This window comes from Hanstruepera marina (genome assembly GCF_019880635.1).
GTDB lineage: Bacteria > Bacteroidota > Bacteroidia > Flavobacteriales > Flavobacteriaceae > Hanstruepera > Hanstruepera marina.
Window position 1 is genome coordinate 20896 of the sequence record NZ_JAINVX010000004.1, and the last position, 14492, is coordinate 35387.

A 14492-nucleotide genomic window follows, 5' to 3' on the forward strand; every position below is an offset into this window, starting at 1 on the left:
AAGAAATTTTCAACGATGACAAAAACTTCACGTTTCGTATTAATATTCAGTTTTTTATCAATTTTTTCATTTCAAGAACTTAAAGCACAAAATCCAAATCAAATGGGAGCTTGGTACATGTACTTTTTTGACACAAAATTTGGAGAAGGCCAGTTTGGGATTCAAGGCGATATTCAATATCGCAATTGGAATATTATTGGAGATTTGGAACAGTTGTTATTGCGTTCGGGTTTTACTTACAGACCAAAAAACACAACTATAAAGTTAACACTTGGTTATGCTCACATTACCTCTGGTGCTCTGGGCGAAAGCAACGATACGTCCAGTGAAAGTAGAATTTACCAAGAAGCACTTTTGCCTCAAAAAATAGGAAAACGTATATATCTTGCACATAGATTTCGCTATGAGCAACGTTTTGTAGAGAATCAGGATTTTAGAACACGATATCGCTATAATTTGTTTATGAATATTCCGTTTAGCAAGGAAGCCTCATTTCAAAAGAACACCATTTATGCAGCCTTATACAATGAGTTGTTTATTAACGGACAGCAAGATATTGGAGACGGCAGAACCGTTGAATTTTTTGACCGAAACCGCACCTATTTAGGTGTAGGTTATGTGTTAAACCCGAAAATTAAATTTCAATTGGGTTGGATGAACCAAAAGACCAATGCACAAGGAAAAGGACAGTTGCAAATCAGTATGCACCATAATTTTTAGCTACTATGAAGGCCACTTATCACAAATACACTCTTAATTTTAAACGCCCAAGTGGTACTTCAAGAGGTGTGTTAAACACAAAAGAAACGTGGTTTATTGTATTGGAAAGCCAAGGTGAGTTAGGTATTGGGGAATGTGGCATTTTACGTGGATTAAGTGCCGATGACAGACCAGACTATGAAGAACAATTAAAATGGACTTGTAACAATATTCATTTAGGCTTAAAAGCACTCTATCTTGAGAATATTGAATTCCCAAGCATCCAATTTGGATTGGAAATGGCGTTTAAATCAATTGAAGCAGACAATCCTTTTGAATTATTTTCATCAAAATTCACGCAAGGTAGTGACGCTATCAATATCAACGGATTGATTTGGATGGGAGATGAACTTTTCATGAAATCCCAAATAAAAGAGAAGATTGAAACAGGTTTTAGTTGTATTAAAATGAAGATTGGGGCTATTGATTTTCAAACGGAATTAGATTTGTTGAAATCAATTAGAAATGAATTTACATCTGATGATATTGAATTACGGGTCGATGCCAATGGCGCTTTTTCTCCTAGTGAAGCATTAGAAAAGCTAAAACGCTTATCAGATTTTAATCTGCATTCAATTGAGCAACCTATTAAACAAGGACAAATAATTGAAATGGCTCAACTTTGTGAAAGCACACCTTTGCCCATTGCTTTGGATGAAGAACTAATAGGCGTGTTTAATGTAACAAACAAGGCTAAATTGATACAAACTATAAACCCACAGTTTATAATTTTAAAGCCAAGTTTTATAGGTGGTTGGAAAGGTAGTCAAGAATGGATTGATTTGGCCAAAAAGCATAACATAGGATGGTGGATTACAAGTGCACTCGAAAGTAATGTAGGTTTAAATGCTATTGCTCAATGGACTTATACCTTAAATAATGATATGGCGCAAGGATTAGGCACAGGAAGTTTATTTACTAACAACTTTGATAGTCCTTTACAAGTTAAAAGTGGTACTTTGCAGTATAAAAATAATTTAGAGTGGAATTTTAAGATTTAATATATGTATATAGCTCAAGCATTTAAATCACATCATGAAGGTTGGCGATATTTTATAGGTCTACTTATTGTAATCATTGCAATTATTGTAGGTCAGATACCATTTACAATTGCCATTTTCGCGAAAGCAATGGCAAATGGAGATAAAATATTTGGAATGGAAGAACAAGAAATGATGGGTTTGTTAGAACCTAATTTAAATTTGTTTTTAATGCTTTTGTCATTTGCTGTTGGGTTGGTAGGTGTATTAATTGTTGCAAAATACCTTCATGGTCAAACTTTAATTAGTCTTACCACATCACGTCCAAAAGTTGATTGGAAAAGGTTTTGGTTTGCGTTTATAATTTGGGGAGTTATTTCATCAAGTTTCATTTTTCTAGATTATGTAATATCACCTGAAAATTATGTGCTTAACTTTAAATTAGTGCCTTTTATTATTTTATGCTTAATTGCCATTGTATTGGTGCCCTTACAGACAAGTTTTGAGGAGTATTTGTTTCGCGGTTATTTAATGCAGGGGATTGGAGTAGTAACAAAAAGCAAATGGATTCCTTTAATATCTACTTCCGTTGTATTTGGATTGTTACATATAGCTAATCCTGAAGTAGAAAAATTGGGCTACATTATTATGGTATACTATATAGGTACTGGATTGTTTCTTGGTATAATAACCCTTATGGATGAAGGTTTGGAATTAGCTTTAGGTTTTCATGCCGCTAACAATTTGTTTACAGCGCTTTTAGTTACTGCAGATTGGACAGCTTTTCAAACCCATTCAGTATTTAAAGATGTTTCCGATCCGCAAGCAGCCGAATTTATTGATATATTTATGCCAGTTTTTATTGTATTTCCTATTCTGCTGTTTATTTTTTCAAGAAAGTACAATTGGACCGATTGGAACAATAAATTGTTTGGAAAAGTAATTGAACCTGTAGAGATTAAACCTTTAAAAGAAGAACTTACAAGTGATACCGAAATTTGATAAAGTACACAGACGATTTAAATTAAACGGTAACAGTTATAGCCATGATGCTTTAAAGGACGTTGCGTATAGCTATATAAAGGAAGGTGAACCATTTGAGAAGGTTATAGGAAATTTTGTTGCAGATTGGCTAGACCATAACAATTTTATTAAAACAAGAACATCAGGTTCCACAGGAAAGCCAAAAACAATAGAGGTGAAAAAACAGGCTATGGTAAATTCTGCTATAGCAACTGGCGATTATTTTAATATTAGTCCTGGCGATAAAGCTTTACTTTGTTTGCCTTTGGAGTCTATTGCGGGAAAAATGATGCTTGTGCGTGCTATGATGCTCGGTTTGGAGTTGGATATTGTAAGTCCTTCTAAATTCCCAAGTTTTGATAATTACAAAGCTTACGATTTTTCTGCAATGATACCAACCCAACTCTATAATTCCATTGAAAGAGTTAATAATATAAAAACAATTATTATTGGTGGTGCACCTGTTCCAATCCATCTGTTAAAACGCATTCAAAATATACAAGCAACAGTTTACGAAACATTTGGTATGACTGAAACTGTAAGCCATATTGCTGTTAGGCAATTAAATCACTTACAAGGTGGGGAGCAATCCAATGTATTTAAGCTTTTGCCAAACATTATAATAAGTCAAGATGATAGAGGTTGTCTGGTAATTAATGCACCAAAGCTTAATGACGAAACTATTGTAACTAATGATGTTGTAAATATTATTGGTGATAATGAATTTGAATGGTTGGGGCGTTATGATAATGTCATAAATTCGGGAGGTGTGAAGTTGTACCCTGAAGCAATAGAGGCCAAACTACAACCTGAAATTAATCAACGCTTTTTAGTAGCATCTAAAACTGATAAAGAATTAGGGGAAAAACTAATTATGGTTTTAGAAGGAGAGCGTTTTGATATTCCAGAAACTGTTTTTAAAGGCTTGGATAAATATGAAAAGCCCAAAGAAATGCTGTTCATCCCCAAGTTTGTTGAAACGGTTTCAGGCAAAGTTCAGCGCGAAAAAACACTAGATTTACTGTAATTTCCACTTTACGCATTAAAAAAGCATCTTTACGCATTGAAATGATGCTTTAACTCATTGTTATTATTTCCAGTATGTCTTTTTCGTATCTTTATAGTACAAGAAACAATCAAAAAAACTCTTGTTATTGTTGAACTAACTGTTTAATTAAAAACTAAAAGAAAATGAAAAATTTACTACTATTATTGTCAATTGTTTTGATAATCCCGGCATCTTGGGCTCAAGAGAAAGAAGAACAAAAAGAAAAACAAATTACAGGTATTGTTTACGCAACTGGTAATAAACCATTTCCAGGTGTAGATATTGCCAAAATTGGTAATTATCCATCTGTTAAAACAGATGAGAATGGTGAATATACCATTTTAGCAAAAGCTACAGATACATTGGTATTTACTTATGAAGGCTATTATCCTAGTTTAGCACTAGTATCTAATAATAGTGCTATTGCGGTTTATTTACAAGAAGAGTTATCACAAAAAAGAACCAAAGCTATTGAAGGCGCTTTGGGCATGAAGAAGGATCCTTTGTCTATTACCTATTCAGAGGATGTTGTAGAACAAACCGAACTTTTAAGGGGTCGTAATCCAAATACTATAGAGGCTTTAAATGGCAAGGTTAGTGGACTAACAGTGCGTTATGATGGAGCTGGAAACCCGAATTCGATTAATATTCGTGGGAATAGAACCATAAGAGGTGGTAATGATGCGCTTATTGTTATTGATGGGGTAATATCAAACTACCAAGTCTTATCTACTTTAGATAACAACATAATTGAATCTATAACGGTTAATAAAGGTGCTAGTGGAGCTGCATTATATGGAAGTCAAGGGTCAAATGGTGTGATTTTGGTTAAAACCAAAAAATCTGCTAAATCTAAATCACAACTTAACTCTCAGGCTTATAATGATGAAACCGTACCGAGATATAGCAAACGGCTTAAAGTAAATTATAAGGAAAGCACACCAAATTATATTGAAGACTTAGCATCAGTTGAAGACGCCTATTCTCAATACCAAGCCAATAAAAATAACTTTTGGGGACACTCGGCATATTTTGTAGACATGTATGAGTATTTTAATGAAAATGGGAAAAGCGCTTACAGTCAACAAGTATTTGACGACGTAATTAATTCAGATAAAGCAGATTATGCAACATTACGATCTTTAGCATATTATTTAGAGAGTGAAGGTAATTTTGTTCATGCCAATATTGCTTATAACAAAGTACTCAACTTTAAATCTGATGATGCTAAATCGTATAGACATATGGCGTTAATAAATCAGGAATTAGGCAAAAATCAAATTGCATTTAATACACTTAATGTTGTTGTAGATAATGATTACATGTACAATCAAGGTATATATAATGCTTCAAAAATCAAAAATATTGCTTTGCATGAGTTAAATAATTTATTGCAAACAGATACAGCCGTAAATACTGAAGAGCTTATTGGTGTAAACGAAATTAACACGACTTTCGATTTAAGAATTGTTGTAGATGCCAATAGAGACGATGTTAATTTGAACATCAAAGTTGTAGAACCATATCTTGAAATTTCATCTGCAGAAAATGAAACTACAAGAATAGGCGGTGAAATGAATGTGCTAGAAGGGCTTTCTGAATACAGTTTAAGAAATGCTAGAAAAGGTTCTTATTATATTGTTGCAGATTATTCTCAAAATCCAGAAGAAGTTGTAACTTTTGTAAAAGTAACGGTTTACAAAAATTATGGTAAACCTAATGCTACAAAAGAGGTTAAAATGATTAGACTGACCAATAATAAAAAGGAACAAATAATAGAAGAAATAAAGTTTTAATTACTTTATATACACGTTTTTAAAGCTAAAAAGGTTAAACAATTGTTTAACCTTTTTTTTAAATAATTGCCTCAACCAATGCATGACTTTACTCATTTCAGGTTTTTTTCAATATAGTTTTGTTATAGGTTTATTATAAACTTAAAACAAAATACTATGAGAACACTAATCACTATTTCACTGGTTTTATTTGTAATACATACCAGTTTATCACAGGAAAAACCAATTGAAACAAAATCAGTATTGCTAGATGATTTTGTATCATTTATAGCAGAAAACTATTCATTAACATATAATGCAGAAGAAGAAGAAGTAGAGGGTGGAGAGGAGGTTAAATCGAAGAACATTACTTTTTTAATTGAGACATCAAAACGAAACCCGTCTCAAGAAGATATAATTTCACTAAAACAAGCCTTTAGGTTTCTATCTAAACGCCTATCAGAAAGCGATAATATTTCAATTGTTGCCTATTCAGGTATGAATGGGTTGGTGCTTGCCAAAACAACTCCAAAAAGCATTAAAACAGTATTGAATGCATTAGATGATATTAAAGCACAAATAGATAAAAAATGTGATGATGGTATTGCTTATGCTTATGAGTATGCCAATAAAATCCATGACGATTTAGCAGAAAATTATGTTGTAATGGTTCGTAATCCAAACCCCAATTTGAGAAGCTATAAGTCGGTAAGTTCAACTTCAAATTTTACAGAGGAAGAGCCAAATTCTAAAAAAAATGGAGGCGCAATTATCTTGACTGCTATAACTCTGTTGCCAGAAATTATTGCTGTAATAAAAGATTGATTAACTAAAAAAATCAATACCATAATATGTATATTTGAGGCCAATAATTATTAATCTTTTATATAAATATTTAATAGAATGCAAAAGCAACTTATTGAGTGCGTACCAAACATTAGTGAAGGTCGAGATATTAATAAAATAAATGAAATTGCACATATTGTAGAAACAGTTGAAGGTGTTAAATTACTTGATATAGATCCAGGTGCAGCAACCAATAGAACAGTTATTACGTTTGTTGGTGAGCCACAACAAGTTATAGATGCCGCTTTCCTATTAATAAAAAAGGCTTCGCAATTGATAGATATGAGTAAGCATTCTGGTGAACACCCTCGATTTGGAGCTACCGATGTTTGCCCATTGGTTCCAATATCTGGAATTACATTAGAAGAAACAGCAAAGTATGCTCATAAATTGGGAGAGCGTGTAGGACAGGAGTTGGATATTCCTGTTTATTTATATGAAAAAGCAGCGCAGGAAGACAAGAGAAAAAACCTAGCCAATTGTAGAGCTGGAGAATACGAAGGATTGCCAAAAAAATTGTCTGACCCTATTTGGAAGCCCGATTTTGGACCTGCTGAATTTAATAGTAAGGTTGCAAAAACTGGAGCGACAGCCATTTCTGCTCGTGACTTTTTGGTGGCCTATAACGTAAATTTAAACACGACTTCAACCAGACGCGCAAATGCTATAGCTTTTGATATTCGCGAGGCTGGTCGTGTTAAGCGTGAGGGTAATCCCATAACGGGTAAAAAAGTTTTAGATGAAAATGGAGAGCCTGTTAGAATACCAGGAAAGTTGAAAGCTGTAAAAGGTATTGGATGGTTTATTGAAGAATATGGTATTGCTCAAATATCTTATAACCTAACAAATATTAGTATCACATCAATGCATGAAGCTTTTGATGAATCTTGTAAAGCAGCTGAATCTAGAGGAATTCGCGTTACAGGGTCAGAGCTTATAGGTTTAATTCCTTTAAAAGCTATGCTGGATGCCGCAGATTATTTTCTTGTTAAACAACAACGTTCTTTAGGAATTGCGGAATCCGAAAAAATTAAAATTGCCGTTAAGTCTCTGGGATTAGACGATTTAAAGCCATTTAACCCTGAAGAAAAAATTATTGAATATGTTTTAAAGAACAAGGATTCTAAACAGCTAATAGACTTAACCCTTACTGATTTTGCCGATGAAACTGCAGGAGAGTCCATGGCTCCAGGTGGAGGTTCTATATCGGCGTATGTAGGTACGTTAGGTGTATCATTGGGGACTATGGTTGCTAACTTATCAGCACATAAGCCTGGATGGGATGACAGATGGAAAGAATTTTCAATCTGGGCAGAAAAAGGTCAAGGTTATAAAAATAAATTACTGGCTTTGGTAGATGAAGACACCAATGCGTTCAATAAAATTATAGAAGGTTTTAGAATGCCAAAATCTACTGAAAAAGAAAAAGCAGATAGAGCAGAGGCTATAGAACAAGCTACTATTTATGCAACAGAAGTACCATTGTTAGTTATGGAAACAGCATACCAATCTATGGAGGTTATGGATGCTATGGCCAAAATTGGCTTGCAAAATTCATTGTCTGATGCCGGAGTAGGTGCATTATGTGCTAGAACAGCTGTTTATGGCGCTTATTTTAATGTGAGAATTAATGCCAAGGACATAAAGAACAGAGAAACAGCCGAAACACTTTTGGATAAAGCCAAATCAATATTTGATAAAACACTTTCTCTAGAATCTGAAATAATAGATTACATCAACGAGAAGATATAAAAAATAAGTACTCATTATTGATTAAAGGCTAAACTTTTGTTTGGCCTTTTTTTATTGTTAACTCATTCAAATTACAGCTTCACTCATTGCTTATTTTAAAAAAGGAGTGTCAATGATAGTTTTACAGTGAATTTAAAACATGTAATCATGAAAACGATAACACTAGCCTTATTTGTAATGTTGTTTAGCATGCAAATCTTTTCACAAGAAAAAACTATATCTGGAACGATTTCAGATGAAAACGGATTGCCATTACCTGGAGTCAACATCATTATTAAAAGTACTACCAATGGTACACAAACCGATTTTGAAGGTAATTATGAAATTAAAGCCAATGTTGGGGATGTATTAAGCTATTCATTTTTAGGATATAAAACGGTAGAAAAAACTGTTGGAGTAGCTAGTAATATAAGTTTTGCTATGGTTGTAGATTCTGATGCTTTAGAGGAAGTTGTAGTTACAGCATTAGGTATACAGCGGAAACCTTCTAATTTAGCGTTTTCGAGCCATTCTGTAAAGATGAATTCAAATACCTCTAATTATAGTAGAGGTTATAGCAAAAGGAGTAACCGAAAATCAAAAAATAAAAATAGCTATCCAAATATCGCTCAAAGTTTATCAGGTAAAGTATCTGGTTTACAAATTAACTCAACTAATAGAGGAATTAATCAATCAACCCGTATTCAATTACGCGGGTCAAGAGCGATAACTCAAAATAATCAAGCTCTAATAGTTATTGACGGTAAAATAGCAACGTCAGAAGAATTGGCCAATTTAAACCCGAAAAAAATAAAAGATGTCAATGTAGTTAAAGGCGCCAATGGAGCTGCCTTATACGGAAGTCAAGGTGCTAATGGAGCTATTATAGTACAGACGAAATCTGGTAAATGGAAAATGCCTAAAGAATTAAAAAAGGTAATTAATTCACAGAAAACAAGTCTGGTTGTTAATCAAGAATATGATACTGAAGAATATGAGGAAATTGAAGAAAATCAGTTTGAAAATGTTCGTGTAAGCCCATTGTCAACATTCTCAATAGATGTCGATAAAGCGTCCTACAGTAACATTAGACGCATGATAAATAATGGGCAACCTATACCGCCAAATGCTGTTAAAATTGAAGAAATGATTAATTATTTTAAGTATGACTATCCACAACCAACAAATGACCATCCTTTTTCCATTAATACCGAATTAGTAGTGACACCGTGGAATAAGGAAACACAATTGGTTAGAATTGGACTACAGGGAAAAACCTATTCAAATGAAGAATTACCAGCATCAAATTTAACCTTTTTGATTGATGTTTCTGGTTCAATGAGTTCGGCTAACAAATTACCACTTTTAAAATCAGCATTTAAGTTATTGGTAAATCAATTGCGAGAGCAAGATCATGTGTCTATAGTAGTTTATGCAGGTGCGGCAGGAGTTGTTTTAAAACCAACTTCTGGTAGTAATAAAGATAAAATTATTGCAGCTTTAGATAAGTTGCAATCAGGTGGTTCGACAGCAGGAGGAGCTGGGATTAATTTAGCCTATAAATTAGCAGAAGCTAATTTTAAAAAGAACGGAAATAATAGAGTAATCCTTGCTACTGATGGTGATTTCAATGTTGGCGCGTCAAGTGATAAAGCCATGCAAGAATTAATTGAAGAAAAACGTAAATCTGGTGTATTTCTATCTGTTTTAGGGTTTGGTTATGGCAATTATAAAGATTCAAAATTAGAAACTTTGGCAGATAAAGGTAATGGCAATCATGCTTATATTGATACCATGCAAGAAGCACAAAAGGTATTTGGTAAGGAATTTGGCGGAACTTTATACACTATTGCTAAAGATGTAAAACTTCAAATTGAATTTAATCCTACAAAAGTTGAAGCATACAGATTGATTGGTTATGAAAACAGATTGTTGGCTGATGAAGATTTTGTAGACGATACCAAAGATGCAGGTGAGTTAGGAAGTGGTCATACTGTAACGGCGTTATATGAAGTTATTCCAGTTGATACTAAAAGTGATTATTTAAAATCAATACCAGATTTAAAGTATACTAAAACTCAAATTTCAGCTGACTATGAAGATGAATTGTTTACGGTTAAATTTAGATACAAAGAGCCAGATGGTAATAAAAGCATTGAAATGGTTCATGTTCAAACCGATAAGGTTAGTAAAGCTTCAGTAGATATGTACTTTGCGTCAGCGGTGGCCTTGTTTGGTATGCAATTAAGGAATTCTGAATTTTGCAATTCAACAAATTATTCTACTGTGCTAGAACTGGCTGAAAAGGGAAGAGGTAATGATTCTAGTGGTTATAGATCGGAATTTATACGTTTGGTATCTTCATACAATAACTTATAATTTAAAAAAATAGCGACACCATAGTGTCGCTATTTTTTATTGTTGCATTTTAAAATAGTAATCACATGAATGTTTTCCTGAACCATAGAACAAGAAAAACAAACAAACCAAAAATGTAAGTGAGGCCATAATTAAACTGGCAACGTCCATTTCGCCCGCAAAGTTTATTATTATAGCACCAATTAGAATTGGAAGTTGTGCTACTATTGCCCAACGCGTTAGTAAACCAAACGCAATTAAAATACCTCCTATAAAATGTGCTGGAGCTACATAGTGAATGGTAATCATGCCACCTGCCATATTTTGTATTGGAGAAAAAAGATCAATTAATATCTGACTGTTAGCCATAAAGTGAATGCCTTTAATAAATAAAAACACACCAAGCGCAACACGTAACAAATCTAATGGGTAGTACGTATGTGCATTTGCCCATTTGTTGAGTGATTTAATAGTTCCCATGATTTAAATACTTGATATTCAATCAATAAGATACAAAAAAAACTCCAATAATGATTACACTTGTAAAACCCCCAAATTAAAAGGTTTTTCGATAGGGGCGTGGTTGGCAGCCTCTATACCCATACTAATCCAAGTTCTGGTGTCTAAAGGATCGATTATAGCGTCTGTCCATAACCTTGCGGCCGCATAATATGGTGATACTTGTTTGTCGTACCTATCTTTTATTTTGTTGAATAATTCTTCTTCTTTCTCTTTAGTAATGGTTTCACCTTTCTTTTTTAGTGAAGCTGTTTCAATTTGCAATAAAACTTTTGCTGCACTATTTCCGCTCATAACAGCCAATTCTGCACTTGGCCAAGCAAAAATAAGTCTTGGGTCATAAGCTTTACCACACATGGCATAATTTCCTGCACCATAGCTATTGCCAATTACAACAGTAAATTTTGGAACAACCGAGTTACTAACTGCATTTACCATTTTTGCGCCATCTTTAATAATGCCACCATGTTCAGATTTGCTGCCAACCATAAAACCGGTAACATCTTGTAAAAAGACTAAAGGAATTTTTTTCTGATTACAATTAGCTATAAATCGCGTGGCTTTATCTGCACTATCGTTGTAGATTACACCACCAAATTGCATTTCAGCTGGCTTGGTTTTAACACCTTTGGTTTTCACGATATGTCGTTGATTGGCAACTATTCCCACTGCCCAACCGTCAATTCGTGCATAACAAGTAATGATAGTTTTACCGTATCCAGCTTTATATTCATCATATTCACTATTGTCAACCAATCGTTTAATAACCTCATACATATCGTATTGGTCAGCTCTAGATTTCGGAATAATACCATAAATATCTTCAGGGTTTTCTTTTGGTTTTTTTGAAATTATTCGGTTAAATCCAGCCTTATCATAGTCTCCAATTTTGTCAATAATGTTTTTTATGGTATTCAAAGCATCTTTATCATCTTTTGCTTTGTAATCGGTAACACCTGATATTTCACAGTGTGTTGTTGCACCACCTAATGTCTCATTATCTATACTTTCACCAATAGCTGCTTTCACCAAATAGCTACCTGCTAAAAATATGCTACCTGTTTTATCGACAATTAAGGCTTCGTCACTCATAATGGGTAAATAAGCTCCACCTGCTACACAACTCCCCATTACTGCAGCTATTTGAGTAATACCCATACTGCTCATAATGGCATTATTTCTAAAAATACGTCCAAAGTGTTCTTTGTCAGGAAAAATTTCATCTTGCATAGGTAGATAAACACCTGCGCTGTCAACTAAATAAATTATAGGCAATTTATTTTCTATGGCTATTTCTTGGGCTCTTAAATTTTTCTTACCTGTAATAGGGAACCAAGCACCTGCTTTAACAGTGGCATCATTAGCGACAACCATACATTGTTTACCCTTTACATAGCCAATTTTTACGACAACACCACCAGAAGGGCAGCCACCATGTTCTTCATACATATCTTCACCGGCAAAAGCCCCAATTTCAATAGATTTAGATTTAGGATCCAACAAATAATCAATACGTTCCCTGGCTGTCATTTTACCTTTACCATGATGCTTTTCTATACTCTTTTCGCCGCCTCCAAGTTTTACTTTTAAAAGACGTTTTTTAAGTTCAGAAACCAATAGTTTATTGTGGTCTTCGTTTTTATTGAAGTTTATATCCATAGATTTTAGTTTGCCACGAATTTACAAAAGAGTACCGTGTTTAAAAAGTGAATATTTTGTTAAATAAGATAACAAGGAAATATATTCCTAGGAAAATAAAATAATTTATTATAGATTTGTACCAGATTTAAAAAATAGGAATAATGAAACGTAATAAAATTGTATTTTATACTTCAACAGGATTATTAACAGCTTTAATGTTGTTTTCTGTGAGTATGTATTTATTTAATCATAATGAAATTAGTCAAGCCTTTTCAGGTTTTGGGTATCCATCTTATATTATCTACCCATATGCTGGAGCAAAACTATTAGGCTTGTTCGCTATCTGGAATACTAATTTCAAAACTATTAAGGAATGGGCATATGCAGGCTTCTTTTTTGCATTTGTGTTGGCGTTTTTTGCGCATTATATGATTGGTGATGGTGAGCAAACAGGAGCTTTAATTGCTTTAGTGTTGTTAATCATTTCATATGTTTTCTATAAAAAAAAGTAATAGTTAGAATGAAAAAAATTTTAGCCTTTGCGGGAAGCAACAGTAAAAAATCGATAAATAAACAACTGGTAGAATATGCATCGTCTTTATTGGATAATGTTGAAACCAACATTTTGGATTTAAATGATTTTGAATTGCCATTATACGGTATTGATTTAGAAAATAAAAATGGTATTCCTAAAACAGCACATCAATTATTAAATCTAATTAAAAATTCAGATGGTATTTTGCTGTCGCTAGCCGAACATAATGGCGCATATACAGCTGCTTTTAAGAATGCTTTTGACTGGATGTCACGAATAGAAGGTAAAACGTTTTTTGGTAAACCCATGCTGTTAATGGCAACATCTCCAGGAGGAAGAGGGGGTGCTTCGGTTTTGCAAATCGCTTTAGATAGATTTCCAAGGCATAATGCACAAATTATAGCACATTTTTCATTACCGTCATTTGGTAGCAATTTTTCTGATGGTAAAATTGCAAGTAATGAATTAAATAATGAATTAAAAGCAAAAGTAGAACAGTTTCAAAAGGCATTGTAAAATGGAAGTAAAACACACAATCAATGATCAAAAAGGTGTCTTTTTTGTTGAGAAAGACAATCATAGATTAGCTGAAATGACCTACTCAAAAGCTGGCCCTGATAAGATTATAATTGATCATACAGAAGTAGACGATTCTTTAAGGGGGCAAGGAGTAGGTAAGCTGTTAGTTAAAGCAGCAGTTGATTATGCTAGAGAATTGCAAATTAAAATTTTACCGTTATGTCCTTTTGCAGCAGCTGTTTTCAAAAAGCAAACAGAATATAATGACGTTTTATTTTAATTAGAGATCTATGGGTGATTTTTCAAAAGATATAAATTCAAAATTTCCAAATAATAAGGTAAAGGCAACTTTAAATATTATTTATACGGCTAATTGGATTAGTAGCCATCAGAATCAGTTTTTTAAACCGTATGATATTTCGCCTCAGCAGTATAATGTGCTACGAATCTTAAAAGGAGCAAAAAAAGCCTTAAAGGTTCAGACTATAAAGGAACGCATGATAGAACGCTCTCCAAATGCAACACGGTTAATGGATAAGCTGTGTGCTAAAGATTTAATTGAGCGCGAACATTGTCCAGATGACAGACGTGTAGTGTATATTTCAATAACCGAAAAAGGATTGGAGCTTGTTAATGAAATATCTAAAAACTTGAAGCATGATCTTTTAGAAAATTTAACCGAAAAAGAAGCTGAACTCTTAAGTGGACTATTGGATAAAATAAGATAATGATACCGTTTCATAAAAAAGGAAAGGAGC

General features: G+C 33.4%; 14 protein-coding genes. 12 read left to right on the forward strand and 2 right to left on the reverse strand.

What is annotated here, in order from left to right:
* The first annotated feature begins 15 nt into the window (after positions 1–15).
* From K7G76_RS10890 to K7G76_RS10925, 8 genes are all read left to right on the forward strand, one after another.
* Positions 16–720 (forward strand): DUF2490 domain-containing protein, encoded by a 705-nt coding sequence (locus K7G76_RS10890; RefSeq protein ID WP_223034252.1) that lies wholly within the window; start codon positions 16–18, stop codon positions 718–720.
* 5 nt (positions 721–725) lie between these two features.
* On the forward strand, positions 726–1760 hold the full coding sequence (locus tag K7G76_RS10895; RefSeq protein ID WP_223034253.1) for an o-succinylbenzoate synthase: 1035 nt from the start codon (positions 726–728) through the stop codon (positions 1758–1760).
* Positions 1761–1763: 3 nt separating this feature from the next.
* On the forward strand, positions 1764–2741 hold the full coding sequence (locus tag K7G76_RS10900; protein ID WP_223034254.1) for a CPBP family intramembrane glutamic endopeptidase: 978 nt from the start codon (positions 1764–1766) through the stop codon (positions 2739–2741).
* Complete coding sequence (locus tag K7G76_RS10905; protein WP_223034255.1) at positions 2725–3789, forward strand: AMP-binding protein; 1065 nt, start codon at positions 2725–2727, stop codon at positions 3787–3789. Before K7G76_RS10900 ends, K7G76_RS10905 begins: the two co-directional genes overlap by 17 nt.
* 164 nt (positions 3790–3953) lie before the next feature.
* Entirely contained in the window at positions 3954–5606 is a 1653-nt protein-coding gene (locus K7G76_RS10910) for a TonB-dependent receptor plug domain-containing protein (RefSeq protein ID WP_223034256.1), read from the forward strand.
* 156 nt (positions 5607–5762) lie between these two features.
* Entirely contained in the window at positions 5763–6410 is a 648-nt protein-coding gene (locus K7G76_RS10915) for a vWA domain-containing protein (RefSeq protein ID WP_223034257.1), read from the forward strand.
* Positions 6411–6488: 78 nt separating this feature from the next.
* The gene (gene ftcD, locus K7G76_RS10920) at positions 6489–8183 is read left to right on the forward strand and encodes a glutamate formimidoyltransferase (RefSeq protein WP_223034258.1); all 1695 of its coding nucleotides are present in this window, start codon (positions 6489–6491) and stop codon (positions 8181–8183) included.
* 147 nt (positions 8184–8330) lie between these two features.
* Positions 8331–10541 (forward strand): VWA domain-containing protein, encoded by a 2211-nt coding sequence (locus tag K7G76_RS10925; RefSeq protein WP_223034259.1) that lies wholly within the window; start codon positions 8331–8333, stop codon positions 10539–10541.
* Between the two features lie 36 nt (positions 10542–10577).
* Here K7G76_RS10925 and K7G76_RS10930 read toward each other — a convergent pair whose 3' ends face one another.
* Both K7G76_RS10930 and K7G76_RS10935 read right to left on the reverse strand, forming a co-directional pair.
* On the reverse strand, positions 10578–11000 hold the full coding sequence (locus K7G76_RS10930) for a DoxX family protein (RefSeq protein ID WP_223034260.1): 423 nt from the start codon (positions 10998–11000) through the stop codon (positions 10578–10580).
* Positions 11001–11054: 54 nt separating this feature from the next.
* Positions 11055–12698 (reverse strand): acyl-CoA carboxylase subunit beta, encoded by a 1644-nt coding sequence (locus K7G76_RS10935; RefSeq protein ID WP_223034261.1) that lies wholly within the window; start codon positions 12696–12698, stop codon positions 11055–11057.
* Between the two features lie 143 nt (positions 12699–12841).
* On the opposite strand from K7G76_RS10935, the gene K7G76_RS10940 reads away from it, so the two are divergent.
* The 4 genes from K7G76_RS10940 to K7G76_RS10955 are packed head-to-tail and all read left to right on the forward strand — an operon-like array spanning position 12842 to position 14462.
* Positions 12842–13192 (forward strand): DoxX family protein, encoded by a 351-nt coding sequence (locus K7G76_RS10940; protein WP_223034262.1) that lies wholly within the window; start codon positions 12842–12844, stop codon positions 13190–13192.
* Between the two features lie 8 nt (positions 13193–13200).
* On the forward strand, positions 13201–13731 hold the full coding sequence (locus K7G76_RS10945) for an NADPH-dependent FMN reductase (protein WP_223034263.1): 531 nt from the start codon (positions 13201–13203) through the stop codon (positions 13729–13731).
* 1 nt (position 13732) lies between these two features.
* Positions 13733–14014, forward strand: coding sequence for a GNAT family N-acetyltransferase (locus K7G76_RS10950; RefSeq protein ID WP_223034264.1), 282 nt, complete (start codon positions 13733–13735; stop codon positions 14012–14014).
* Between the two features lie 10 nt (positions 14015–14024).
* Positions 14025–14462 carry a MarR family winged helix-turn-helix transcriptional regulator gene (locus tag K7G76_RS10955; RefSeq protein WP_223034265.1) on the forward strand — a complete coding sequence of 146 codons (438 nt, stop codon included), beginning with the start codon at positions 14025–14027 and terminating at the stop codon, positions 14460–14462.
* Positions 14463–14492 lie beyond the last annotated feature (30 nt).

Bases quoted from the DNA above. Each gene is read 5' to 3' on its own strand.
- K7G76_RS10950 (WP_223034264.1), top strand. From the start codon at position 13,733: ATGGAAGTAAAACACACAATCAATGATCAAAAAGGTGTCTTTTTTGTT.
- K7G76_RS10900 (WP_223034254.1), top strand. From the start codon at position 1,764: ATGTATATAGCTCAAGCATTTAAATCACATCATGAAGGTTGGCGATAT.
- K7G76_RS10895 (WP_223034253.1), top strand. From the start codon at position 726: ATGAAGGCCACTTATCACAAATACACTCTTAATTTTAAACGCCCAAGT.
- K7G76_RS10890 (WP_223034252.1), top strand. From the start codon at position 16: ATGACAAAAACTTCACGTTTCGTATTAATATTCAGTTTTTTATCAATT.
- K7G76_RS10915 (WP_223034257.1), top strand. From the start codon at position 5,763: ATGAGAACACTAATCACTATTTCACTGGTTTTATTTGTAATACATACC.
- K7G76_RS10930 (WP_223034260.1), bottom strand. From the start codon at position 11,000: ATGGGAACTATTAAATCACTCAACAAATGGGCAAATGCACATACGTAC.
- ftcD (WP_223034258.1), top strand. From the start codon at position 6,489: ATGCAAAAGCAACTTATTGAGTGCGTACCAAACATTAGTGAAGGTCGA.
- K7G76_RS10910 (WP_223034256.1), top strand. From the start codon at position 3,954: ATGAAAAATTTACTACTATTATTGTCAATTGTTTTGATAATCCCGGCA.
- K7G76_RS10935 (WP_223034261.1), bottom strand. From the start codon at position 12,698: ATGGATATAAACTTCAATAAAAACGAAGACCACAATAAACTATTGGTT.
- K7G76_RS10940 (WP_223034262.1), top strand. From the start codon at position 12,842: ATGAAACGTAATAAAATTGTATTTTATACTTCAACAGGATTATTAACA.
- K7G76_RS10925 (WP_223034259.1), top strand. From the start codon at position 8,331: ATGAAAACGATAACACTAGCCTTATTTGTAATGTTGTTTAGCATGCAA.
- K7G76_RS10945 (WP_223034263.1), top strand. From the start codon at position 13,201: ATGAAAAAAATTTTAGCCTTTGCGGGAAGCAACAGTAAAAAATCGATA.
- K7G76_RS10955 (WP_223034265.1), top strand. From the start codon at position 14,025: ATGGGTGATTTTTCAAAAGATATAAATTCAAAATTTCCAAATAATAAG.